The 20,473-nt window shown below is 72.9% G+C and carries 21 protein-coding genes and 1 pseudogene; 1 reads left to right on the forward strand and 21 read right to left on the reverse strand.

The features are described 5' to 3' along the window. Nucleotides 1-52 precede the first annotated feature (52 nt). From AOM09_RS04315 to rpsB, 15 genes are all read right to left on the reverse strand, one after another. Nucleotides 53-733 (reverse strand): hypothetical protein, encoded by a 681-nt coding sequence (locus AOM09_RS04315; RefSeq protein ID WP_062384884.1) that lies wholly within the window; start codon nt 731-733, stop codon nt 53-55. A gap of 118 nt (nt 734-851) precedes the next feature. Then, on the reverse strand, nt 852-1,535 hold the full coding sequence (locus AOM09_RS04320) for a response regulator (RefSeq protein WP_082098830.1): 684 nt from the start codon (nt 1,533-1,535) through the stop codon (nt 852-854). Next, on the reverse strand, nt 1,532-2,671 hold the full coding sequence (locus AOM09_RS04325) for a sensor histidine kinase (protein WP_062384887.1): 1,140 nt from the start codon (nt 2,669-2,671) through the stop codon (nt 1,532-1,534). Before AOM09_RS04325 ends, AOM09_RS04320 begins: the two co-directional genes overlap by 4 nt. After that, nucleotides 2,646-2,990: a hypothetical protein gene (locus AOM09_RS04330; protein ID WP_062384891.1), complete on the reverse strand. Its 345-nt coding sequence runs from the start codon at nt 2,988-2,990 to the stop codon at nt 2,646-2,648. Before AOM09_RS04330 ends, AOM09_RS04325 begins: the two co-directional genes overlap by 26 nt. Before the next feature lie 144 nt (nt 2,991-3,134). Continuing rightward, nucleotides 3,135-4,055 (reverse strand): GNAT family N-acetyltransferase, encoded by a 921-nt coding sequence (locus tag AOM09_RS04335; RefSeq protein ID WP_062384894.1) that lies wholly within the window; start codon nt 4,053-4,055, stop codon nt 3,135-3,137. Further along, nucleotides 4,052-5,185 carry a flavodoxin-dependent (E)-4-hydroxy-3-methylbut-2-enyl-diphosphate synthase gene (gene ispG, locus AOM09_RS04340; protein WP_062384897.1) on the reverse strand — a complete coding sequence of 378 codons (1,134 nt, stop codon included), beginning with the start codon at nt 5,183-5,185 and terminating at the stop codon, nt 4,052-4,054. The genes AOM09_RS04335 and ispG overlap by 4 nt, the downstream gene beginning before the upstream one ends. Before the next feature lie 57 nt (nt 5,186-5,242). Continuing rightward, nucleotides 5,243-6,550 carry a M50 family metallopeptidase gene (locus AOM09_RS04345; protein WP_062384902.1) on the reverse strand — a complete coding sequence of 436 codons (1,308 nt, stop codon included), beginning with the start codon at nt 6,548-6,550 and terminating at the stop codon, nt 5,243-5,245. 5 nt (nt 6,551-6,555) lie between these two features. Beyond that, nucleotides 6,556-7,710: a 1-deoxy-D-xylulose-5-phosphate reductoisomerase gene (gene dxr / locus AOM09_RS04350; protein WP_062384905.1), complete on the reverse strand. Its 1,155-nt coding sequence runs from the start codon at nt 7,708-7,710 to the stop codon at nt 6,556-6,558. Next, a complete protein-coding gene (locus AOM09_RS04355) occupies nt 7,707-8,270 on the reverse strand; it encodes a DivIVA domain-containing protein (RefSeq protein ID WP_062384910.1) in 564 nt (187 codons plus the stop codon). The genes dxr and AOM09_RS04355 overlap by 4 nt, the downstream gene beginning before the upstream one ends. Continuing rightward, nucleotides 8,270-9,382 carry a dual-specificity RNA methyltransferase RlmN gene (gene rlmN, locus AOM09_RS04360; RefSeq protein ID WP_062384912.1) on the reverse strand — a complete coding sequence of 371 codons (1,113 nt, stop codon included), beginning with the start codon at nt 9,380-9,382 and terminating at the stop codon, nt 8,270-8,272. The genes AOM09_RS04355 and rlmN overlap by 1 nt, the downstream gene beginning before the upstream one ends. Next, nucleotides 9,379-10,452 (reverse strand): phosphatidate cytidylyltransferase, encoded by a 1,074-nt coding sequence (locus AOM09_RS04365; protein ID WP_062384916.1) that lies wholly within the window; start codon nt 10,450-10,452, stop codon nt 9,379-9,381. Before AOM09_RS04365 ends, rlmN begins: the two co-directional genes overlap by 4 nt. Before the next feature lie 31 nt (nt 10,453-10,483). Beyond that, entirely contained in the window at nt 10,484-11,032 is a 549-nt protein-coding gene (gene frr / locus AOM09_RS04370; protein ID WP_439644959.1) for a ribosome recycling factor, read from the reverse strand. A 32-nt stretch (nt 11,033-11,064) separates the two neighbouring features. After that, the gene (pyrH, locus tag AOM09_RS04375; protein ID WP_062384922.1) at nt 11,065-11,811 is read right to left on the reverse strand and encodes a UMP kinase; all 747 of its coding nucleotides are present in this window, start codon (nt 11,809-11,811) and stop codon (nt 11,065-11,067) included. A 63-nt stretch (nt 11,812-11,874) separates the two neighbouring features. After that, entirely contained in the window at nt 11,875-12,714 is an 840-nt protein-coding gene (gene tsf, locus AOM09_RS04380) for a translation elongation factor Ts (protein WP_062384925.1), read from the reverse strand. Nucleotides 12,715-12,725: 11 nt separating this feature from the next. After that, the gene (gene rpsB, locus AOM09_RS04385; protein ID WP_062384927.1) at nt 12,726-13,589 is read right to left on the reverse strand and encodes a 30S ribosomal protein S2; all 864 of its coding nucleotides are present in this window, start codon (nt 13,587-13,589) and stop codon (nt 12,726-12,728) included. Nucleotides 13,590-14,129: 540 nt separating this feature from the next. On the opposite strand from rpsB, the pseudogene AOM09_RS15675 reads away from it, so the two are divergent. Beyond that, nucleotides 14,130-14,309 (forward strand): annotated as a pseudogene (locus AOM09_RS15675) (M23 family peptidase); the annotation flags it as partial. A 116-nt stretch (nt 14,310-14,425) separates the two neighbouring features. Here the strand turns inward: AOM09_RS15675 and AOM09_RS04390 are convergent. From AOM09_RS04390 to AOM09_RS15505, 6 genes are all read right to left on the reverse strand, one after another. Beyond that, on the reverse strand, nt 14,426-15,247 hold the full coding sequence (locus tag AOM09_RS04390; protein ID WP_439644956.1) for a sigma-70 family RNA polymerase sigma factor: 822 nt from the start codon (nt 15,245-15,247) through the stop codon (nt 14,426-14,428). 14 nt (nt 15,248-15,261) lie between these two features. Beyond that, nucleotides 15,262-16,188 carry a tyrosine recombinase XerC gene (locus AOM09_RS04395; RefSeq protein ID WP_062384929.1) on the reverse strand — a complete coding sequence of 309 codons (927 nt, stop codon included), beginning with the start codon at nt 16,186-16,188 and terminating at the stop codon, nt 15,262-15,264. Nucleotides 16,189-16,256: 68 nt separating this feature from the next. Next, complete coding sequence (gene dprA / locus AOM09_RS04400) at nt 16,257-17,444, reverse strand: DNA-processing protein DprA (RefSeq protein ID WP_062384931.1); 1,188 nt, start codon at nt 17,442-17,444, stop codon at nt 16,257-16,259. Continuing rightward, nucleotides 17,441-18,949 (reverse strand): YifB family Mg chelatase-like AAA ATPase, encoded by a 1,509-nt coding sequence (locus tag AOM09_RS04405; protein WP_062384933.1) that lies wholly within the window; start codon nt 18,947-18,949, stop codon nt 17,441-17,443. The genes dprA and AOM09_RS04405 overlap by 4 nt, the downstream gene beginning before the upstream one ends. Then, nucleotides 18,946-19,302 (reverse strand): YraN family protein, encoded by a 357-nt coding sequence (locus AOM09_RS04410; RefSeq protein ID WP_062384934.1) that lies wholly within the window; start codon nt 19,300-19,302, stop codon nt 18,946-18,948. Before AOM09_RS04410 ends, AOM09_RS04405 begins: the two co-directional genes overlap by 4 nt. A gap of 171 nt (nt 19,303-19,473) precedes the next feature. Then, nucleotides 19,474-20,472: an MFS transporter gene (locus tag AOM09_RS15505; RefSeq protein WP_228375057.1), complete on the reverse strand. Its 999-nt coding sequence runs from the start codon at nt 20,470-20,472 to the stop codon at nt 19,474-19,476. Between the last annotated feature and the right edge of the window lies 1 nt (nt 20,473).

The raw sequence follows: 20,473 nt of genomic DNA on the forward strand, positions 1-20,473 counted from the left end.
GACGCACGACGCCGCCCGCCGGGACCGTCCCGGCGGGCGGCGCGAGGGACGGTCAGAACCCGCTGCCCGGTCGGGTGGCCCGCTCGAGCTCCACCGCGACGATGGTGAGCAGCACCGCGGCCGCGATGGTGCCGGGCAGGGTCGCCGCCGACAGCATGAAGGCCGCGCATGCCAGGAACGCGGCCACGGGCGCCCACCACCGAGCACGTCGGGCACGCACGAGCGCCCAGGTGGCGATCGGCAGCGCGAACGTCAGCCCGAGGATCGCGGGGGTCCGTAGCAGCGGGAGCGCCCAGGCCTGCTGGTCGACCAGGTCGAACACCTCGCCGATCGCCTCGGCGCCGTAGAGCTGGCCGATCGCCGACTGGATCCAGTCGACCATGAGCATGCCGGGCATCGTGGCAAGGCCGAACAGGGCGAGGACCGCGCCGATGTTCGCGAGCAACCGCCCGCGACCCCGCACCGAGGCGGCGACGAGCAGCGCGGGCAGCACCCAGAGCGCGTACGCCCAGTGGAAGCTGAACGACTTGATCTGGAGCGCCTCCATGCCGGTGGTGTAGGCCTCGTACATGCCCATGCCGTCGACGCCGGGCGCCGGGTCGGCCACGGTGGCGACGATGCACAGCGCGCCCGCGGCGACCGGCATCGCGATCAGCGCCCAGCGGCGGAGGCGGACGGCGAGCGGCGGGGCCGCGGCATCGACCGCGGCGAGGGTGGGTGCGATGGTGGACATGCTGGTACTTCCCTTCATCTGGAGCGGACGAGGACCAGCGTGGTCGCGACGGCCTCGCCGCGGATCGCCCGGTGGCCCGATCCTCGGGTCCGCCGTCCGCACGAGTCCGTGCTCCCTCCTAGGACGGAGAGGGGTTCTCGCCCGGCGCCACGACGCCGTGCTCGTACGCGTAGATGACCGCGTGCACCCGGTCCCGGAGGCCGAGCTTGGCCAGCAGGTTGGAGACGTGTGTCTTCACGGTGGCCTCCGACACATACAGCGCGCGGGCGATGACGGCGTTGGAGGACCCGCGCGCGATGAGCCCGAGCACCTCGAGCTCACGCGCGGTGAGGCGCTCGAGGTCACGTCCCGGCGCGGGACGGCGCACGGCAGCGCGCGTGACGAACGCATCGATCACCCGCGCCGTCACCCGCGGTGCGAGGAGCGCCTCGCCTGCGGCCACGACGGCGATCGCGGCAGCCAGCTCCTCGGCCGGCGCGTCCTTGAGCATGAACCCCGATGCACCTGCCTCGAGGGCGGCGAACACGTACTCGTCCAAGTCGAAGGTGGTGAGCACCAGCACACGGGTGGGCAGCCTCGCCTCCACCACGCGGCGTGTCGCCTCGATGCCGTCGAGCACCGGCATGCGGATGTCCATGAGCGCCACATCGGGGCGCAGGCGGCTGATCTCGGCGACCGCCGCCTCGCCGTCGCCTGCCTCGCCCACGACCTCGATGCCCGGCTCGCCGTCGAGCAGCGACCGGAAACCCGCGCGCACCATCCCCTGGTCGTCCGCCACGACCACCCTCACCGCACCGCTCACCGCGTCACCTCCCTGGGGAACCGTGCACGCACCACGAGCCCGGTCCCCTCACCGGGTCCGATGGCCAGCTCGCCGCCGTACAGCGCGACGCGCTCGCGCATGCCAACGAGACCGTGTCCGGAGGCCGGATCGCCCACGATGCCCACCCCGTCGTCGCACACCTCGAGCTCGACCGCGGACGGCGACCACCCGAGCCGCACGTCGATGGCGCTCGCGTGCGCATGGCGCGTGGCGTTGGTGATCGCCTCCTGCGCCACGCGGAACACCGCCAGGTCCATACCCGGCGAGAGCAGACCGGGATCGCCCTCCACGGCGAGCCGGACCCGCGTGCGAGGCGTGTCGAGACGCTCGACGAGCGTCGGGAGCTCGCTCAGGCCGGGCTGAGGCGCCAGATCCCCCTCGCCTCCGCCACGCAGCACACCCAGGAGCCGACGCATCTCGCCCATCGCCTCGCGCGTCACCGTCTCGGCCGCCGCGAGGTCGCGAGCCTCGTCCGCATGGTCCTCGCCCAGCCGGCGGCGCACCGCCTGCAGCTGGATGGTCACGACCGTGAGCGAATGCGCGACCACGTCGTGGAGCTCGCGGGCGATCCGGGCGCGCTCGTCCGCCACCGCCTCCGCCGCGAGCCGTCCCTGCTCGCGTTCCGCCCGCTCGGCGCGTGCGATGGCGCGTGCGGAGCTCTCGGCACGAGCGGCGGTCGCGACCCCCACCAGCCACGGCCCTCCGATGAAGGCGGTCGCCGCGGCCAGGTCCGAGACCTCGAAGCTCGGGCGCAGCGCCGACGCGCCGACGAACGGCACGAGGACGAGCGCCAATCCGAGGTAGCGGCGCAGCCCCTTGGTCTCGAAGCCGACGGTGTAGGAGACCAGCACCAGGGCGAGGACGGTGGAGAACCTGCCCGCGGGGTTGGTGACCTGATCGGCCACCACCAGCACGAACGCGGTGGTGACAGGGGCGATGCGCCGCCACGCGAGACCGGCCAGAGCGAGCATCGCGACCGCGTGCTGCCACGGCTCGCGGTCGTCGTGCACTGTGAACGTCTCGGCCGCGGTGAGCGCGACGAACAGCCCGGCGATCGCGATGTCGAGCGTGGACGGCCGAGAGGCCCACCTACGCCCGCGTACCAGGGTGGACACGAGCGCGAGCGTACCTGACGCGGCCCGCGGCGCGCAGCAGCACCGACGCGGACACCAGCACGGTCGCCGCGCCCGCGCTCGCGAAGGCGCTCAGGCCGGCGAGCGCGAGACCCGCGGCGACGACGGGCACCCCCACGAACGCGGCGCGGCGCAACGCGAGCCCGCTCGTGCGCGACGGCTCGGAGGACCTCACGGAGGCGAGCCCGGCGCCGGGATCGGCTTCGGGCGGCCACGATCGCGCCATCGGCGGCATGCGGCGCGACTGATCGAGTCCCCGCCCCAGGAGGGCGGCGAGGGCGGGCGGAGCGGCTGCGGACATGGAGGCTCTCCTCTGCGGATGGCTGGCGAGCCTCCAGCGTGCGCGCAGATCCGTCCGAGGGGATCGGGCCGGCGACCGAGTCCGTTCTGGGCCCCGAGGACCAGGAGCCGCTCATCCCCACGGACGAGCGAGAGGGCGCCTCGATCAGAACATCACGGTCGCGAAGGTCCCCACCTCGCGCATGCCCACCGCCTCGTAGGCGCGGATCGCGACGGGGTTGAAGTCGTTGACGTAGAGGCTCACCGTGGGCGCGAGCTGTGCGCGGATCGCCTCGATCACGGCGCTCATGCCGGCACGCGCGAGCCCGCGCCCGCGCACCGACGGGTGGACCCATACTCCCTGGACCTGCGCCACTCCCCCTCCCAGCGCGCCCACCTCGGCCTTGAACACCACCTGCCGCCGGCCGTCGACGGTCCCCATCTGGACGTACGAGCGGCCCGCGCGCACCAGGTAGCGCAGACGCTCCTCGTAGCCCGCGCGACCGTGCCGCAACGGGTCGTAGCCGACCTCGCCGATGAACATGTGCACGCACGCCGGGAGCAGCACGTCGTAGTCGTCGAGCGTCGAGCGGCGGACCGCCTCGAGCGCCAGATCGCCGGCGTCGATGCCGGGCACGCGGACCGGATCGCCGGCGATCGCCATCGACACCTGACGCGCGCGCACCTCGCGCGCGGGACCCCACCAGGGCTCCACGCGGCCCCACAGGTCGAGCGTCACGCCCGCGGGCCCGACGAGCGCCGCCGGGCGCGTGAGACGCGCGATGGCGCCCGCCGCGACCTCCGCGCGCAGCGCATCGTCCTCCTCGGCGTCACCCTCGGGCAGCACCGCGCACAGGTTCGCGCCGTTCCACACGACGCCCACGAGCGACGAATGCAGGCCCGCGCGGCGGCGCACCCCCCACAGCGACCCCGGCATCACCCCGGACGCCTTGGCGATCTCCAGGTGCATGGCCGGCACCACGTGCGCGACCGGGTCCTGCATCGCGAGCGCGAGCGCGCCGTCGACGTCGCGTCGCTGCAGGGGCGCCAGCGAGTGCTGGGCGCGCCTGAGCAACGAGTCGGTCATGACGCGGCGATCACCTCGGGCGACGCACCCTCGACGGGCTCCATGGTCTCGGCGATCTTCATCGCCTCCTCGATCAGGGTCTCCACGATGTCCTTCTCGGGCACGGTCTTGATGACCTCGCCCTTGACGAAGATCTGGCCCTTGCCGTTGCCGGACGCGACGCCGAGGTCCGCCTCGCGCGCCTCGCCCGGGCCGTTGACCACGCAGCCCATGACGGCGACGCGCAGCGGCACCTCCATGCCCTCGAGCCCGGCGGTGACCTTCTCCGCGAGCTCGTAGACGTCCACCTGGGCGCGGCCGCACGAGGGGCACGAGACGATCTCGAGCTTGCGCGGGCGGAGGTTGAGCGCCTGCAGGATCTGGATGCCGACCTTGACCTCCTCGACGGGAGGGGCGGAGAGGGACACGCGGATGGTGTCGCCGATGCCCTGGCTCAGCAGCGCGCCGAAGGCCGTCGCGGACTTGATGGTGCCCTGGAACGCGGGGCCGGCCTCGGTGACGCCGAGGTGGAGCGGCCAGTCGCCCCGCTCGCTCAGCATCTCGTAGGCGCGCACCATGACCACCGGGTCGTTGTGCTTGACCGAGATCTTGAAGTCGTGGAAGCCATGCTCCTCGAACAGGCTCGCCTCCCACACGGCGGACTCGACGAGCGCCTCGGGCGTGGGCTTGCCGTACTTCTCGAGCAGGCGCTTGTCGAGCGAGCCGGCGTTGACGCCGATGCGGATCGACGTGCCGTGGTCCTTGGCCGCCTGGGCGATCTCCTTGACCTGGTCGTCGAACTTCTTGATGTTGCCCGGGTTGACACGGACCGCGGCGCAGCCCGCCTCGATCGCGGCGAACACGTACTTCGGCTGGAAGTGGATGTCGGCGATGACCGGGATGTTCGACTTCCTGGCGATCGCGTGCAGCGCGTCGGCGTCGTCCTGCGTCGGGCACGCGACGCGGACGATGTCGCAGCCGGCGGCGGTGAGCTCCGCGATCTGCTGAAGGGTCGAGTTCACATCGTGGGTCTTGGTGGTGCACATCGACTGCACGCTGACCGGCGCATCGCCGCCCACGTACACGTCGCCCACCTTGATCTTGCGCGTCTTACGACGGGGGCTGAGCACAGGTGCGGGCATGGCGGGCATGCCGAGTCCGATGGCTGTCACGGTTCCAGTATCTCCCAGGGTCGGTTGCGGGCTTCGTCAGACCACGCTGACGGGCACGACGATGTCCGCGTAGATGAGGATCGCCCCCATGACGAGCAGCAGCGCGAACACCCCGTACGCGAGGGGCATCATGCGCGCGACGTCGACGGGCGCGGGGCGAGGCAGGCCGCGCAGTCGCGCCCACCCGTTCTTGATCCCCTGCCACACCGCCGAGGCGATGTGCCCGCCGTCGAGCGGGACCAGCGGGATCATGTTGAAGGCGAAGAGGGCGATGTTGAGGCTGCCGAGGATCATGAGCATGTCGGCGACCTTGGCGCCGATGCCGTAGCCGTCCACGTCCGCGGCGCTGATCTCGCCCGCGACGCGGCCGACGCCGACCACGCTCATGAGCGAGTCCGTGGTGCGCTCCTGGACCCCGGCCGCCGCGAGCGCGACGTCGTAGACCTTGGACGGGAGGTGCATCACCGCGTCGGCGGTCGCGCCCAGCACGTAGCCGGTGTACTCGAGGCCGGTGCCGAGCTCGTGGACGGTGGGCACCTCGGGCGCGATGCCCACGAACCCGACCTCGTGCGTCACGGGGTCGCCCGCATCGTCGAGCACCACCGCGCCGTCCTCGACCACGTAGCGCTCGGTGAGCGCCGGGGTGACCGTCAGCTCGGTCGCCTCGCCGTCGCGCTCCACCGTGAGGGCGATGTCCTCGCCGGGACGCGCCGACACGTAGGACGTGAACTCGTCCCACGTGGCGACCGCGGTGCCGTCGACCGCGGTGATGACGTCGCCCGCCTCGAGGCCGGCCGCGGCCGCGGGCGCCTGCGGATCGCCCGCCTCGCACTCGACGCGGTCGACGGGCGTCACGCACTCGGAGACGTTCGTCACGGTGAGGGTCGGCTCGCCCGCGCTGCCCATGACGAACAGCACGCCGGTGAACAGCAGCACGCCCAGCACGAGGTTCACCGCGGGGCCGCCGAACATCACGATCGCCTTGCGCCACCACGTGAGGTGGTAGAACGCGCGGTGGTCCTCGCCCTCGGGGATCTCCTCGACCGACGCCTCGCGCGTGTCGGCGATGAGCTGCGCGATGCGACCTGTGCCCTTGACGGGCTTGACCCTCTCCGCGGGCGGGATCATCCCGACCAGGCGGACGTAGCCCCCCAGCGGGATCGCCTTGATGCCGTACTCGGTCTCCTTGCCCTGGCGGGACCAGAGCTTGGGCCCGAAGCCCACGAAGTACTCGCTCACGCGCACGCCGAAGCGCTTGGCGGGCAGCATGTGCCCCAGCTCGTGCAGCGCCACCGACACGAGCAGCCCGACGACGAGCACCAGCCAGCCCACGACCTCAGCCATACCCACTACTCTCCCACTCCCGCGACGGCCCGACGCGCGCTCGCGCGCGCCCATGCCTCCGCCTCGTCGACCGCCTCGAGCGTCACGCTCGCCGGGGCCTCGTACGCCTCCACAACGCGCCGGACGGTGTCGACGATCCCGAGGAACGGGAGCGCGCCGTCGACGAAGGCCTGCACGCACTCCTCGTTCGCCGCGTTGAGCACGGCCGGATGGAGCGGCGACGCCGCCACGGCCGCACGCATGAGACGGATCGCGGGGAACGCGTCCTCGTCGAGCGGCTCGAACGTCCACGCCGTCGCGTGCGTCCAGTCGAGGCGGGGCGCGACGTCCGCGAGGCGCTCGGGCCAGCTGAGCCCGAGCGCGATCGGCAGCCGCATGTCGGGCGGCGAGGCCTGCGCGATGGTGGCGCCGTCGACGAACTCCACCATCGAATGGACGATCGACTGCGGATGCACCACCACGTCGATCCGGTCCATGGGGATGCCGAAGAGCAGGTGCGCCTCGGCGACCTCGAGCGCCTTGTTCACCATCGACGCGGAGTTGATGGTGACCACCGGGCCCATGTCCCAGTTGGGGTGGGCCAACGCGTCTGACGGCGTCACGTGCGCGAGCGACGCGCGCGAGCGGCCGCGGAAGGCGCCTCCGGAGGCGGTCACCACCAGGCGGCGCACCTCGCCGTGCGTGCCCGACCGCAGCGACTGCGCGAGCGCGGAGTGCTCGGAGTCGACCGGCACGATCTGGTCCTCGCGCTGCTTGGCGGCGAGCACCAGCGCGCCTCCCGCGACCAGGGACTCCTTGTTCGCCAGCGCGAGCGTGGACCCGGCCTCGAGGGCCGCGAGGGTGGGGCGGAGCCCCACCGAGCCCGTCATCCCGTTGAGCACCACGTCGGCGCCGATGCGCGCGGCGTCCACCACCGCATCGGCCCCTCCCCGCACCTCGATGCCGGGCAGCGCCTCGGCGATCTCGGCGACGGCGCTCTCGCGCGCGACGGCCACGAACCGGGGACGATGCGCGCGCGCCTGGGCGATGATCGCACCCGGATCGGCGCCGCCGGCGGCGAGCGCGACCACGTCGAGGCGGTCGCCGTGACGCGCGACGACGTCGAGCGCCTGGGTCCCGATGGAACCGGTGGACCCGAGCAGGGAGACGGTGCGGGTCATCCCTCGGTGACGCCGAGGAGGATGTCGACCATGCGCGCGAGGAACGCGTCGACCGTGCCCTCGTCGTAGGCCCGCGAGCCGCGCGCCGAGCGGAACGTCGCGCCGCGGACCTCGTCGGCGGTGAGCGGTGCGCCGCGGTCGAAGAACGCGGTGACGCGCGCGAGCAGCGCGTCCACGTCCGCCGCGTGGTACCCCGTGCTCATGACCGACGGGTGGGCGAAGCGCTCGCCCGCGGGACGGCGCAGGCGCGGGTACAGCGTCTGCGCGCGCGAGGCGAGCTCCTGCATCCACGCGTCCTGACCGTTCGCGCGCACGAACGACTCGCGCTGACGCCCCACGAACGCCGTCTCGAGACGGTCGAGGGCGGCGTCCACGGCGGACGTGTCGTAGCCGCCGTGCTTGAGGTCGAATGCGGTGCGGCGCACGTCGAGCGGCTCGAGCGGACGCTCGACCTCGCCCGGACGCTCGTAGGCCGCGCGTGCCTGGTCGAAGAAGTCCTCGACCTGGATGGTGTTGTAGCCGAGCTTGAGTGAGCCCACCTTGGGGAACAGGACAGTCATCACCTCTCCTTGATGGCCAGCTGGCCGCACGCGCCGTCGATGTCGCTCCCCCGAGTATCCCGGATGGTCGTCGGAATCCCGTGCATTCTGAGGATGCGGACGAACTCCTGCTCGACCTTGGGGTCCGAGGCGGTCCACTTGGAGCCCGGCGTGGGGTTGAGCGGGATGGGGTTGACGTGGACCCAGCCGTCGCCGCGTGCGTTGAGCTTCTTCCCGAGCAGCTCGGCACGGTGCGCGTGGTCGTTCATGTCGCGGATGAGCGCGTACTCGATGCTCACGCGCCGCCCCGTGGCGTCGAAGTAGCGCCGCGCGGCGTCCAGGGCCTCGTCGACCTTCCAGCGCGCGTTGATGGGCACCAGGGAGTCGCGGAGCTCGTCGTCGGGCGCGTGGAGGCTCAGCGCGAGCGTCACCGGGATGCCCTCCCCCGCCAGGCGGTCGATGCCGGTGACCAGGCCCACCGTGGAGACGGTGACGTGACGCGCCGACAGGCCGAAGCCCTCGGGCGCCGGGCTCGTGAGCGCGCGCACCGCGGTCATGACGGCGGAGTAGTTCGCGAGCGGCTCGCCCATGCCCATGAAGACCACGTTGGACAGGCGCACCGGGTCGCCGCCCAGCTCGCCGTCGCGCGCCTGCTTGGCGGCGAGGCGCACCTGCTCGATGATCTCGCCCGCCGAGAGGTTGCGCGTGAGGCCCATCTGGCCGGTCGCGCAGAACGGGCAGGCCATGCCGCAGCCCGCCTGGCTGGTGACGCACAGCGTCGCCCGGTCGGGGTACTTCATCAGCACCGACTCGACCTTGGCGTTGTCGATGAGGTTCCACAGCGTCTTCATGGTCGCGCCGTCGTCCGCCGTGAGCTGCGTGACATGAGTCAGCAGCGGCGGGAACAGCTCGCCGACCAGGGTGTCGCGCGCCGCCGCCGGAAGGTCCGTCATGTCGGCGGGGTCCACCGTGAGGTGGTCGTAGTAGTGCGTCGCGAGCTGCTTGGCCCGGAAGCCGGGCTGGCCGAGCTGCTTGAGCGCGTCGACGCGCTCGACGGCGTCGAGGTCGGCGAAGTGGCGCGGCGGCTTGCCGCGGCGCGGCGCGAGCATGGGAAGGGTGGGCAGCGAGGTCATGAGGCCCCCAGGAAGAGTGCGAAGACGACGTAGGCGGCCGCGGCCGCCGGGAGCAACGAGTCGAGGCGGTCGAGCACGCCGCCATGACCCGGGATGGCGCTGGACATGTCCTTGACGGACAGGTCGCGCTTGAGGACGGACTCGGCGAGGTCCCCGAGCACCGCCGCGGTCACGGACGCGATGCCGACGGCGGCGCCGATCCACCACCGGCCGTCGAGCAGGACGAGGGCGCCGACCGAGGCGCCGACGATGCCGAACACCGCGCCGCCGATCGCGCCCTCCCAGGTCTTGTTCGGGCTGACGCGCTCGAGCAGCTTGCGACGGCCGAGGAGCATGCCCGTGAACAGCGCGAACGTGTCGTTGAGCACGACGGCGAGGATCACGATGACGATGCGCTTCCAGCCGTCGTCGGCGAGCTCCATGAGGAGCATGAACGAGGCGAGGAACGGGATCCACGTGAGCGTGAGGATGCTCACGAGCGAGTCCGCCATCGTGTTCTCGACACGGTCGTCGACGATGCGCCACGCGACCACGCCGGCGCACGCGACCAGCAGCGCCACCACGAGACCCTCGCCGCCGCCGTACCACGTCGCGACCCCCATGCCGAGCGTCGCGACGATGACCGGCGTGAGCGAGATGTGCATGCCGTGGCGCGCCAGCGCGGCGCGCCACTCGACCACCGCCGCGATCGAGAAGCCGTAGATCGCCGCGGCGAACAGCAGCGGGTGCCACCACGCGCTCACGAGCGCGCCGACGCCCAGGACCACGCCGACCACGGTCGCGAGGCCCAGGTTGCGGCCACCGCGGCGACGGGGCGCCGGGACCGCGTCGGGAAGGGGCGTCTCGACGTCGACGGGGTCCGCCGCATCGTCCTCCGCCGCGGTGGGCGGGACCACGCGCGCCTCCGCGCGCGCGACCGCCTCGGCCACCGGCGCCGGGGTGGGCGCCGCACCCTGGTCGCCGACGGGCGCCACGGGGTGGACGGGGGCGAAGATCGAGGTGTCGACCGCGGGACCCGTGCCGGCGTGCGAGGTGTCGGGGTCCGCCTCGTGGCGGCGCCCCCACCTCATGAGACGCCCTGTCGCGCGGTCGCGTCAGGCATCAGACCGCCAGCAGCTCGCTCTCCTTGTGGGAGAGGAGGGCGTCGACCGCGTCGACGTGCTTCTTGGTGAGCGCGTCGAGCTCCTTCTCCGCACGGGACCCCTCGTCCTCGCCGAACTCGCCGTCCTTGACGCCGGCGTCGATCGCGTCCTTGGCCTTGCGACGCATGTTGCGCAGCGTGACCCGGGACTCCTCCGCCTTGGCCTTGGCGAGCTTGACGTAGTCGCGACGGCGCTCCTCGGTCAGCTGGGGAAGGACCACGCGCAGCACCGTGCCGTCGTCCGACGGGTTGACGCCCAGGTCCGAGTTCCGCAGCGCGGACTCGATCTCCTTCTTGGCGCTCGCGTCGTACGGCGCGATGACCACGGTGCGGGCCTCGGTGACGTTGATCGACGCGAGCTGCTGAAGCGGCGTGGGGGCACCGTAGTAGTCGACGGCGATGCTCGCGAACATCGCCGAGCTCGCCTGGCCGGTGCGGATCTTCGCGAAGTTGTCCTTCGCGACCTCCACGGCCTGGTCCATGTTCTCCTCGGCCTCGAGGAGGATCATCTCAGTCACGCTTGTCTCCTAACGGTGCGGCGTCAGGCCGTCACCAGGGTTCCGATTCTCTCACCCAGGAGGGCGCGAGTCACATTTCCAGGGGTGTCGAGCCCGAACACCTGCATCGGCATCCGGTTGTCCATCGCGAGCGAGAACGCGGCGGCGTCCATGACGGCGAGGCGCTTCTGCAGCGCCTCCGCGTAGGTGACGTGCTCGAGGCGCGTCGCGTCCGGGTCCTTGCGCGGGTCCGCGGTGTAGACCGCGTCGACCCCGTTCTTGCCCATGAGCACCTCGGAGCAGCGCGTCTCGAGCGCGCGCTGGAGGGACACGGTGTCGGTCGAGAAGTACGGCATGCCGGCGCCGGCGCCGAAGATGACGACGCGGCCCTTCTCCATGTGGCGGATGGCCCGCAGCGGAAGGTAGGACTCGGCGACCTGGCCCATGGTGATCGCGGTCTGCACGCGCGTGGTCACGCCGGCCTGCTCGAGGAAGTCCTGGAGGGCGAGCGCGTTCATCACGGTGCCGAGCATGCCCATGTAGTCGGCGCGCGAACGCTCCATGCCGCGCTCGGAGAGCTCCGCGCCGCGGAAGAAGTTGCCGCCGCCCACGACGATCGCGACCTGCACGCCCTGACGGACGGCGTCGGCGATCTCGCGGGCGACCCGGCTCACGACGTCGGGGTCGAGGCCGAGCTGGCCTCCCCCGAACATCTCGCCGGAGAGCTTGAGAAGCACGCGGCGCGCCGTCTGGGGCTCCTTGCCCGGGATCAGATCGCTGGTCTCGGACACGGATTCCTCCTGACGGCGCGCCGCGCCTTGCTCATGTATGGGTGGTGGGGTGAAGGCTAAGCCTTAGGCTCCCACACGGAAGCGGGCGAAGGCGACCAGAGCGCCACCCGTCTCCGCGACGACCTTGCCGACGGTCGTCTTCGGGTCCTTGGCGAACGCCTGCTCGACGAGCACGTTCTCCTTGAACCAGCCGTTGAGGCGGCCCTCGATGATCTTCGGCAGCGCGGCCTCGGGCTTGCCCTCGGCACGCGAGACCTCCTCGGCGACGCGACGCTCGTTGGCGACGGTCTCCTCGGGGGCGTCCTCGCGGGTGAGGTAGGCGGGCGAGTACGCGGCGGTGTGCATCGCGACGTCCTTGGCCACCGGGGCGGCCTTCTCGTCGGTGCCCACGAGGACGCCGACCTGGGCCGGGAGGTCCTTGTTGGTGCGGTGGAGGTACTCGGTCACGACCGGGGCCTCGATGCGCGCCACGCGACGCAGGACGATCTTCTCGCCCAGCGTGCCGGCCGACTCGTCGATGAACGCGCCGACGGTCTTGCCGTCGATGTCGGCCGCAAGGGCCTCCTCGGCGTTCGACGCACCGGCGGCCACGACCGCGGCGAGGACCTGCTCGGCGAGCGTGATGAACTTCTCGTTCTTCGCGACGAAGTCGGTCTCCGAGTTGATCTCGATCAGCGTGCCGACCTGGGCGCCCTCGGCGCCCTCGATCTTGGTGACGACGAGGCCCTCGGAAGCCGAACGGCCCTCGCGCTTGGCGACGCCCTTCAGACCCTTGATGCGGAGGATCTCGACGGCCTTCTCCTGGTCGCCGTCCGCCTCGTCGAGGGCCTTCTTCACGTCGAGCATGCCGGCACCGGTGCGCTCGCGGAGCGCCTGGATGTCAGCGACGGTGTAGTTCGCCATGTGATGCGTCCTTACTTCTCGTCGGCCGCGGCCTCGGTGGCCTCGGCGGCGGGGGTGGTCTCAGCGGCGGGGGCCTCCTCGGCCTTCTCCTCCGCCTTCGCGCCGTCGAGCAGCTCCTGCTCCCACTCGGCGAGGGGCTCGGCGTCGCCGGTCGCCTCGGCCTCGGCACCGGTGGTGCCGCCCGAGTGGCGCAGGCGGATGCCCTCGGCGACCGCGTCCGCGATCACGCGGGTGAGCAGGCCGACGGAGCGGATCGCGTCGTCGTTGCCGGGGATGCCGTACGAGACCTGGTCGGGGTCGCAGTTCGAGTCGAGGATGCCGACGACCGGGACGCCGAGCTTCTTCGCCTCGTCGACCGCGAGGTGCTCCTTGTTGGTGTCGACGATCCACACGACCGAGGGGACCTTGGCCATGTCGCGGATGCCGCCGAGGGTCTTGTCGAGCTTCTCCATCTCGCGGCGGAGGTTGAGCAGCTCCTTCTTGGTGCGGCCCGAGCCGGCGACGTCGTCGAAGTCGATCTCCTCGAGCTCCTTGAGGCGCTGCACGCGCTTGCTCACCGTCTGGAAGTTGGTGAGCATGCCGCCCAGCCAGCGCTCGTTGACGTAGGGCATGCCCACGCGCTTGGCCTGCTCGGCGATCTGCTCCTGCGCCTGGCGCTTGGTGCCGACGAACAGCACGGTGCCGCCGTGCGCGACGGTGTCACGCACGAACGAGTAGGCGGCGTCGATCTTCGCGAGCGACTGCTGCAGGTCGATGATGTAGATCCCGTTGCGCTCGGTGAAGATGAAGCGCTTCATCTTGGGGTTCCAACGGCTGGTCTGGTGGCCGAAGTGGACACCCGAGTCGAGCAGCTGGCGCATGGTCACGACGGCCATGGCACTTCCTTGTCTCACGCGCGCGGCGCGTGCATGTTCCTGTGGCGCCCGTTCCCGGGCACCGGTTTCGGTTGACGATGCGGGCCGGGCGGCTCGCATCCCTGGCATCAACGCGGTCGGGCCCCGATTGCTCGGACCTCGCCCTTCCGGCGCCTCCGACGGGAGGCGAATGATGCGCGACGTCATCCGGGCAGGCCGGATGCGGGTTCAAGAGTACCGGATCGGAGGCCCCCGCGACGAACCGGGCGATGCCCCCAGGCCTGTGTCGCGCCTCGCCTCTCCCCGCTCGGCATGGGCGACGCCCCGGCGCCGGCCCCGACGCCGCACCATCGTCGCATGTCACGTCTCGCCCGCACCCTCGCGTCGCTCGCCCTGGCGTGCGCGCTGGTCGGGGTGGCGGCGGGCGCCGACGGCGCCTCGCCCGCGCTCTCCGCGCCCGTGGGGACGATGCGCGCGCTGGCGTTCTTCGTCGCTCCGGCGGCGCCGTGGGCCGCGGGGCATCGCGGGATCGACCTCGCCGCCTCACCCGGCGACGGCGTGATGTCGCCGGGGTCCGGCGTGGTCGCCTTCGCCGGGCGCGTCGTCGATCGGGGCGTGGTGACCATCGACCACGGCGGCGGGGTCCTGTCCTCGCTCGAACCGGTGGAGGACGCACCCGCGGCGGGCACGCGCGTCGCGCGCGGCGATCCGCTCGGCACGGTCGCGACCGTGCCGGGCCATTGCGCTCCCGCGACATGCCTGCACTGGGGTGTGCGGGTGGACGGCGTCTACACCGACCCGCTCGACCTGCTCGAGGGCTTCGGCCCCGTGAGGCTGCTGCCGCCAGGCCTCGCGGCTCAGGAGAAGGCGCCGGTGCGCACCAGGGACTCGCGGAGCTTCTTCACCGCCGCGGAGTGGATCTGCGAGACACGCGACTCGGTGACCCCGAGGATCTCACCGATCTGCGCAAGCGTGAGGTTCTCGTAGTAGTAGAGGCGCAGCACCTCCTGCTCGCGGTCGCGCACGCCCTGCACGGCCGCGGCGAGGAGCACCGAGGTCTCGCGAGCCTCGAGGCGGGACGAGGCGTGGGCCATGGCGGCCGAGCCGAGCGTCGGGATGGGCTGCGTGTCGGGCTCGGCAGGCATGCCGTCGAGCGCCGCGACGTGGGAGAGCGCGACCTGGGCGCGCACGGTCCTCACCTCGGCGGTCGCCCAGCCCAGGTGGTGCGCCACGTCCTCGTCCGTGACCGGGCGCAGGAGCTCCTGCTCGAGGGACCGGGTGGCGTGCTCGAGCGTCTTGGCCTTCGAACGCACCGAGCGCGGGACCCAGTCGGCCGCGCGGAGCTCGTCGATGATCGCTCCCCGGATGCGCGTCGAGGCGTAGGTCTCGAACTTGAAGCCGCGGTCCGCCTCGAAGCGCTCGACCGCGTCGATGAGGCCGAACATGCCGTAGGAGACCAGGTCGGCGAGCTCGACCGTGTCGGGCAGCTTGCCGATCATGCGCGTGGCGACCTGGGTCACCAGCGGCGCGTAGTGGGTGATGAGCGCGTCGCGGGCGGCGGCGCGGTCCTCTCCCCCGGCCGCGAGCCTGTCCCACCAGCCGGCGGCGGGTGAGCGCACGGCCATGGGCGCCTCGGGCTCGGTCTCGGTCTCGGTCAGCAGTGCGTGGAGCTCGTTCATGTCGGCGTCCCCCTCTAGGCGCGCGGATGGGCGAGGTGATAGGCGGCGCGGAGCCGCTCGGCGGATACGTGGGTGTAACGCTGCGTGGTGGCGAGGCTCGCGTGGCCCAGGACCTCCTGGACGCTGCGGAGGTCCGAGCCGCCTGTCAGAAGATGGGTCGCCGCGGTGTGCCGCAGCGCGTGCGGCGCGACCTCCTCGAGCCCGGCGAGGCGGCACAGCTCATGGACGGCCTCGCGGATCTGGCGCTGGTCGACCCGCTGGCCGCGCCGGCCCAGGAACACCGCCGACCCCGTGCCCGGGGCGACCAGGGCCGGACGGCCGCGCTCGAGCCACTGCGCGAGCGCATCCGCCGCGGGCACCCCGAAGGGCACCACCCGCTCCTTGTCGCCCTTGCCCGTCACCCGCACCAGGCGCTCGCCGAGGTCGGCGTCGCCCAGGTCGATCCCGGCGAGCTCGCCGACGCGCATGCCGGTCGCGTAGAGCATCTCGACCGCGGCCCAGTCGCGCAGGTGCACGGGCTCGCCGTCGTCGGCGCGGGTGCGCGCCACGTCGAGCAGGGAGACCACGTCGCCCGCCGACAGCACGGTCGGCAGGACCGATGCGGGCCGCGCCGAGGCGAGGCGGATCGCAGGGTTGGGCACGATGCGGCCGGAGTCCGCCGCCCACGAGTAGAAGGCGCGCACCGCGGCGCCCCGGCGGGCCAAGGTGGTGCGGCTCAGCCCCTCCTCCGCCATGGCGGCCAGCCAGGTACGGAGGTCGGCGAGCACGACGCCGGCGAGGACGCCGTCGACCGGCGCGTCGCCGGCGTCGAGGTGGGAGGCCAGGTGTGCGAGGTCGCCGAGGTAGGCGCGCACCGTGTTCCCCGAGAGGCCGCGCTCATGGCGCAGGTGCCCCTCGAAGGCGGCGAGCAGCTCGCTCGCGGCGGCGTCCGTGGTGACCATGCCGACACCATGGCACCGTCACATCTGTCAAATCAATACCTCGAGTAACATTTGTCACACCAACCTCATCATTCACGCTGCGTTTGTGGTTGATTGTCCGATTTATCAGGGGTGTTCGTGACGTTCGAGCGAACCCACCGACCGTCGGCAAGGCGCGCCAGGCCTCGGCCTCGCAGCCCTCGCAGGGCCGCGTCGCACTCCTTCGGGGCGAGCCCGGCGGCGACGGCGATGGCCGCGGCGGGCGCCCCGCGCGGCGGGATCGCGCCGTAGGCCTGTCGCTCGTGGGCGGACCCGAAGTCGGTCCCGCCGACCTCGACCTCAGGCTCGGGCGCCTCCCCCAGCGCGACCGCGAGCTCCACCGCGTCCGCCGGCGCCCCCAGCAGCGTCGCCTCCGCGCGTCGCACCAGGGCATGGCATCCGGCCGACGCCGCCGACGTGAGCGGCCCGGGCACCGCTCCGACGGGGCGGTGGAGCCGCAGCGCGTGGTTCGCCGTGCTGAGCGCGCCCGATCTGAGCCCGGCCTCGACCACGACGGTCGCGCTCGCCGCGGCGATGAGCCTGTTGCGCTGCAGGAACCGACCGCGGAACGGCGCGAAGCCCGGCGGCTGCTCGCTCACGACCGCGCCCGCGTCGACGACCCGCTCGAGCAGCGCGGCGTTCCCCGCAGGGTAGAGGCGGTCGACCCCGCCCGCGAGCACGGCCACCGTGACCCCGCCCGTCGCGAGCGCGCCGCGGTGAGCGGCGACGTCGATGCCGTACGCGCCTCCGGAGACGACCGCGAGGCCGCGACCGGCGGCGATCGCCGCGATCTCGGCCGCCACGTGCGAGCCGTACGCGGTGGCGGCACGTGAGCCGACGACGGCGAGCGACCTGCTCCATGCCGCGTCGAGGTCGGCGACGCCTCGCACCCACAACGCGTGCGGCTCCCCGAGAACGAAACCCTCGAGCACCCGCGGCCAGCCTCGGTCCGTGCGCGTGAGCACACGGGCGCCGACGCGGGCCGCGCGCTCGCGCAGCTCCTCGGGCCGCGCGGAGTCCAGGCGCGGCGCCCAGCGGCCGAGCGCCGCCGTCAGCCGCCGATGCATCGCGGGGTCCGCACCGAGCGACATCCCGCCCGCGACGGGGTCGTGCGCCGCCGTCCGCGCCCACGCGAGCGCCTCCGCGTGCCCGAGCGCGCAGACGAGAGCGAGCGCCTCGGCGTCGCCGGGCTCGGCGATGGCGCTCCACGCGATCGCCGCATCGTGCTCGCCGGTCATGCGCCCTCCCCCTGGCGCAGGGCGAGGGCCTCCGCCACGTGATGGACCGCTGGCGAGCCCGAGCCGTCGAGGTCGCACAGCGTCCAGGCGAGCCGGAGCGAACGGTCGAAGCCGCGGGCCGTGAGCGCCCCGCGGTCGACGGCCCTCCACAGCCCGGCGCAGGCCGCACGGGACGTCACGCGGCGCAGCCACGGCCCCGAGGCCTCGGCCGCCACGCTCCACCCCTCGGGCGCGAGCCGCGCTCGGGCAGCGGCGCGGGCCTCCGCCACGCGCGCGGCGACGGCCTCGGTGCCCTCGCCCGGCTCGTCGGCTCGCGCGGCCGCCCCCACCGCGACGCGGATGTCGACACGGTCGAGCAGTGGCCCCGATAGCCGCGCGAGGTAGCGGCGCCGCACCAGCGGCGTGCACGTGCATCCCTCGCCGGTCCCGACGAACATGCCGCACGGGCACGGGTTGGCCGCGAGCACGAGCTGGAAGCGGGCGGGGTACCGCGTCGCGCCGTGCGCGCGATGGAGCACGATCTCGCCGCGCTCGAGCGGCTGTCGCAGCGTGTCGAGCACGCGCGAGGGGAACTCGGGCGCCTCGTCGAGGAACAGCACGCCCGCATGCGCGAGCGACACAGCCCCCGGCCGAGCGAGCCCCGCGCCCCCGCCGACGATCGCCGCCGCCGAGGCGGTGTGATGCGGCGCCTCGAAGGGCGGGCGCCTGATAAGGCCCGCCGCCGCATCGAAGGCCCCCGCGAGGGAGTGGACCGCCGTGACGCGCACCGCCTCCTCGTCGCCGAGCGCCGGGAGGATCCCGGGGAGCCGCTCCGCGAGCATCGTCTTGCCGGCGCCAGGGGGCCCCACCATGAGGAGGTGGTGGCCGCCGGCTGCCGCCACCTCGAGCGCGCGACGCGCGACGGGCTGCCCCCTCACCTCCGCGAGGTCCGGCGGATCGGATCGCGTGGCGGCGACCGCGGGCGCGGGCACCTCCTCGAGCGACTCCGCCTGGGCATCGGCCCCGAGCGAGCCGAGCACGGTCGCGAGCGCGACGGCACCCTCGACCCGTGCGCCCGCGACCAGGGTCGCCTCGGCTGCGTTGCCCGCCGGCACCACCACCCGCGTGCATCCCGCGGCCACAGCCGCCGCGACCGCGGGCAGCACGCCGCGCACGGGCCGCACCCTCCCGTCGAGGCCGAGCTCTCCCAGCAGGAGCAGGTCGCGGGCCCGCAGGGCGTCGACGGTGCCCGCCGCCGCGAGCACCGCGACGGCGATCGCGAGATCCGTGCCGGGGCCGGACTTGGGCAGCGAGGCCGGCGACAGGTTGACCGTGATGCGATGGCGCGGCCACTCGACGCCCGAGGAGGCGACCGCCGCGCGCACCCGGTCCTTCGCCTCCGCGAGCGATGCGTCGGGCAGCCCGACGATGGTGAAGGCTGGCAGGCCCCGCGCCACATGGGCCTCGACCTCCACCACGTGGCCCGTGAGGCCGGTGAGCACCACGGACCGGCAGCGCCCGATCATCCGACGCCCCGCAGGTGCTCGATGACCGCGCGGCCCGCCCGCGGCAGCGTCACGCCGACGACGTCGATGCGGATCCCCGCCCACGCGCGCTGCTCCGTGACCACCCACTCGCCCGCAAGCAGCCGCAGCCGCGCGAGCTTGCCGCGCGTCACGGCGGCGAGCGGCCACCCGAACGCGTCCGACCGGCGCGTCTTCACCTCGACGAACACCAGCTCGCGCCCCTCCGCGGCGACGATGTCCACCTCGCCGTGCGCGCATCGCCAGTTGCGAGCGAGCACCACCCAGCCGTCCTCCGCGAGCGTCCGCGCGACCAGCTCCTCGCCGTACCGCCCCACCGCGTCCTTCACCGCCATGCGCCACCTCCGCGCTCCACGGTGGCGAAACCCGGACCATGCCGTCCGGGTCGGCGGCGTGCGTGTGGATGGCGGCGGCGCCATCCGGGACCGTGCGCATCGTCCCGCACGCACGCGCAAGGGGGCGGGGAGGGTCGCCCCTCCCCGCCCCCCGAGGGCGCCGCGCCCTGGCTACACGCGCGCCTCCGCGGCGTCCTTGGCCGGCGCATCGTCCTCGCGACGCTCGAGGTACACGGCGGTCTCGCCGTCGATCTCCGCCGCCTCGGCGACCGCGTCCTTCTCGACCGTGGTGCGCAGGGGCACCTCGCGCACGAACAGCAGCAGCACGGCGCCGACCACGGCGAGCGGCATCATCACCAGGAACGCCGGCGTGAGGGCGTCGTTGTAGGCGCCGACGATGACGTCGTGGATCTGATCGGGCAGCTCCGCGACGGCGGCCGGCGTCAGCGAGTTCGACCCGCCGCCAGACGCGAGAGCATCGGCCGGGAGCCGCTCCGCGAGCAGGTCGAGCAGGCGCGTGGTGAACATGGAGCCCACCACCGCCGTGCCGAGCGACGCGCCCACCTGACGGAAGTAGTTGTTCGCCGCCGTCGCGGTGCCGACGATGCGCAACGGGAAGGCGTTCTGGACCATGAGCACGATGATCTGCATCGAGAGGCCGAGACCGAGACCGAGCAGCGCGAGGTAGCACACGGTCACCCAGATCGAGGTGTCGAACGCGAGGGTCGACAACAGGTAGAGGGCGATCGCGATGAGCACCGAACCCGCCACGGGGTACCACTTGTAGCGGCCCGTGCGCGACACCACGAAGCCGGTCGCGGTCGACGTGACGAGCATGACCAGCATCATGGGCGCCGTGAGCAGGCCGGCCTCGGTGGCGTCCACCGACGCGACCATCTGCAGGTACGTCGGCATGTAGCCGATGACGCCGAACAGGCCCACGCCGGTGAGCATGCCCGCGATCGTGGTGAGGTTGAAGGTGCGCGAGCCGAACAGGTGCAGGGGCATCACCGGCTCGGCGGCACGCCGCTCGACGAGCACGAACGACACCGCGGCGACCACCGTGACGACGCACAGGCCGATGATCTGGACCGAGCCCCAGTCGTAGGTACGGCCGCCGAACGACGTGACGAGCACGATCGCGGTGGTCGCGATCGCGAGGAGGGTCATG

This window comes from Demequina iriomotensis, from assembly GCF_000971395.1.
Classification (GTDB): domain Bacteria; phylum Actinomycetota; class Actinomycetes; order Actinomycetales; family Demequinaceae; genus Demequina; species Demequina iriomotensis.

Excerpts from the sequence above, each read along its gene's own strand:
- AOM09_RS04355 (WP_062384910.1), bottom strand. The coding sequence starts at position 8,270 with ATGACTGTCCTGTTCCCCAAGGTGGGCTCACTCAAGCTCGGCTACAAC.
- AOM09_RS04395 (WP_062384929.1), bottom strand. The coding sequence starts at position 16,188 with ATGGTCACCACGGACGCCGCCGCGAGCGAGCTGCTCGCCGCCTTCGAG.
- AOM09_RS04345 (WP_062384902.1), bottom strand. The coding sequence starts at position 6,550 with ATGGCTGAGGTCGTGGGCTGGCTGGTGCTCGTCGTCGGGCTGCTCGTG.
- AOM09_RS04405 (WP_062384933.1), bottom strand. The coding sequence starts at position 18,949 with ATGATCGGGCGCTGCCGGTCCGTGGTGCTCACCGGCCTCACGGGCCAC.
- AOM09_RS04390 (WP_439644956.1), bottom strand. The coding sequence starts at position 15,247 with ATGAACGAGCTCCACGCACTGCTGACCGAGACCGAGACCGAGCCCGAG.
- AOM09_RS04365 (WP_062384916.1), bottom strand. The coding sequence starts at position 10,452 with ATGAGGTGGGGGCGCCGCCACGAGGCGGACCCCGACACCTCGCACGCC.
- dprA (WP_062384931.1), bottom strand. The coding sequence starts at position 17,444 with ATGACCGGCGAGCACGATGCGGCGATCGCGTGGAGCGCCATCGCCGAG.
- rpsB (WP_062384927.1), bottom strand. The coding sequence starts at position 13,589 with ATGGCCGTCGTGACCATGCGCCAGCTGCTCGACTCGGGTGTCCACTTC.
- dxr (WP_062384905.1), bottom strand. The coding sequence starts at position 7,710 with ATGACCCGCACCGTCTCCCTGCTCGGGTCCACCGGTTCCATCGGGACC.
- ispG (WP_062384897.1), bottom strand. The coding sequence starts at position 5,185 with ATGCCCGCCATGCCCGCACCTGTGCTCAGCCCCCGTCGTAAGACGCGC.
- tsf (WP_062384925.1), bottom strand. The coding sequence starts at position 12,714 with ATGGCGAACTACACCGTCGCTGACATCCAGGCGCTCCGCGAGCGCACC.
- AOM09_RS04315 (WP_062384884.1), bottom strand. The coding sequence starts at position 733 with ATGTCCACCATCGCACCCACCCTCGCCGCGGTCGATGCCGCGGCCCCG.
- AOM09_RS04410 (WP_062384934.1), bottom strand. The coding sequence starts at position 19,302 with ATGGCGGTGAAGGACGCGGTGGGGCGGTACGGCGAGGAGCTGGTCGCG.
- AOM09_RS04330 (WP_062384891.1), bottom strand. The coding sequence starts at position 2,990 with ATGTCCGCAGCCGCTCCGCCCGCCCTCGCCGCCCTCCTGGGGCGGGGA.
- AOM09_RS04335 (WP_062384894.1), bottom strand. The coding sequence starts at position 4,055 with ATGACCGACTCGTTGCTCAGGCGCGCCCAGCACTCGCTGGCGCCCCTG.
- rlmN (WP_062384912.1), bottom strand. The coding sequence starts at position 9,382 with ATGACCTCGCTGCCCACCCTTCCCATGCTCGCGCCGCGCCGCGGCAAG.
- frr (WP_439644959.1), bottom strand. The coding sequence starts at position 11,032 with ATGATCCTCCTCGAGGCCGAGGAGAACATGGACCAGGCCGTGGAGGTC.
- AOM09_RS15505 (WP_228375057.1), bottom strand. The coding sequence starts at position 20,472 with ATGACCCTCCTCGCGATCGCGACCACCGCGATCGTGCTCGTCACGTCG.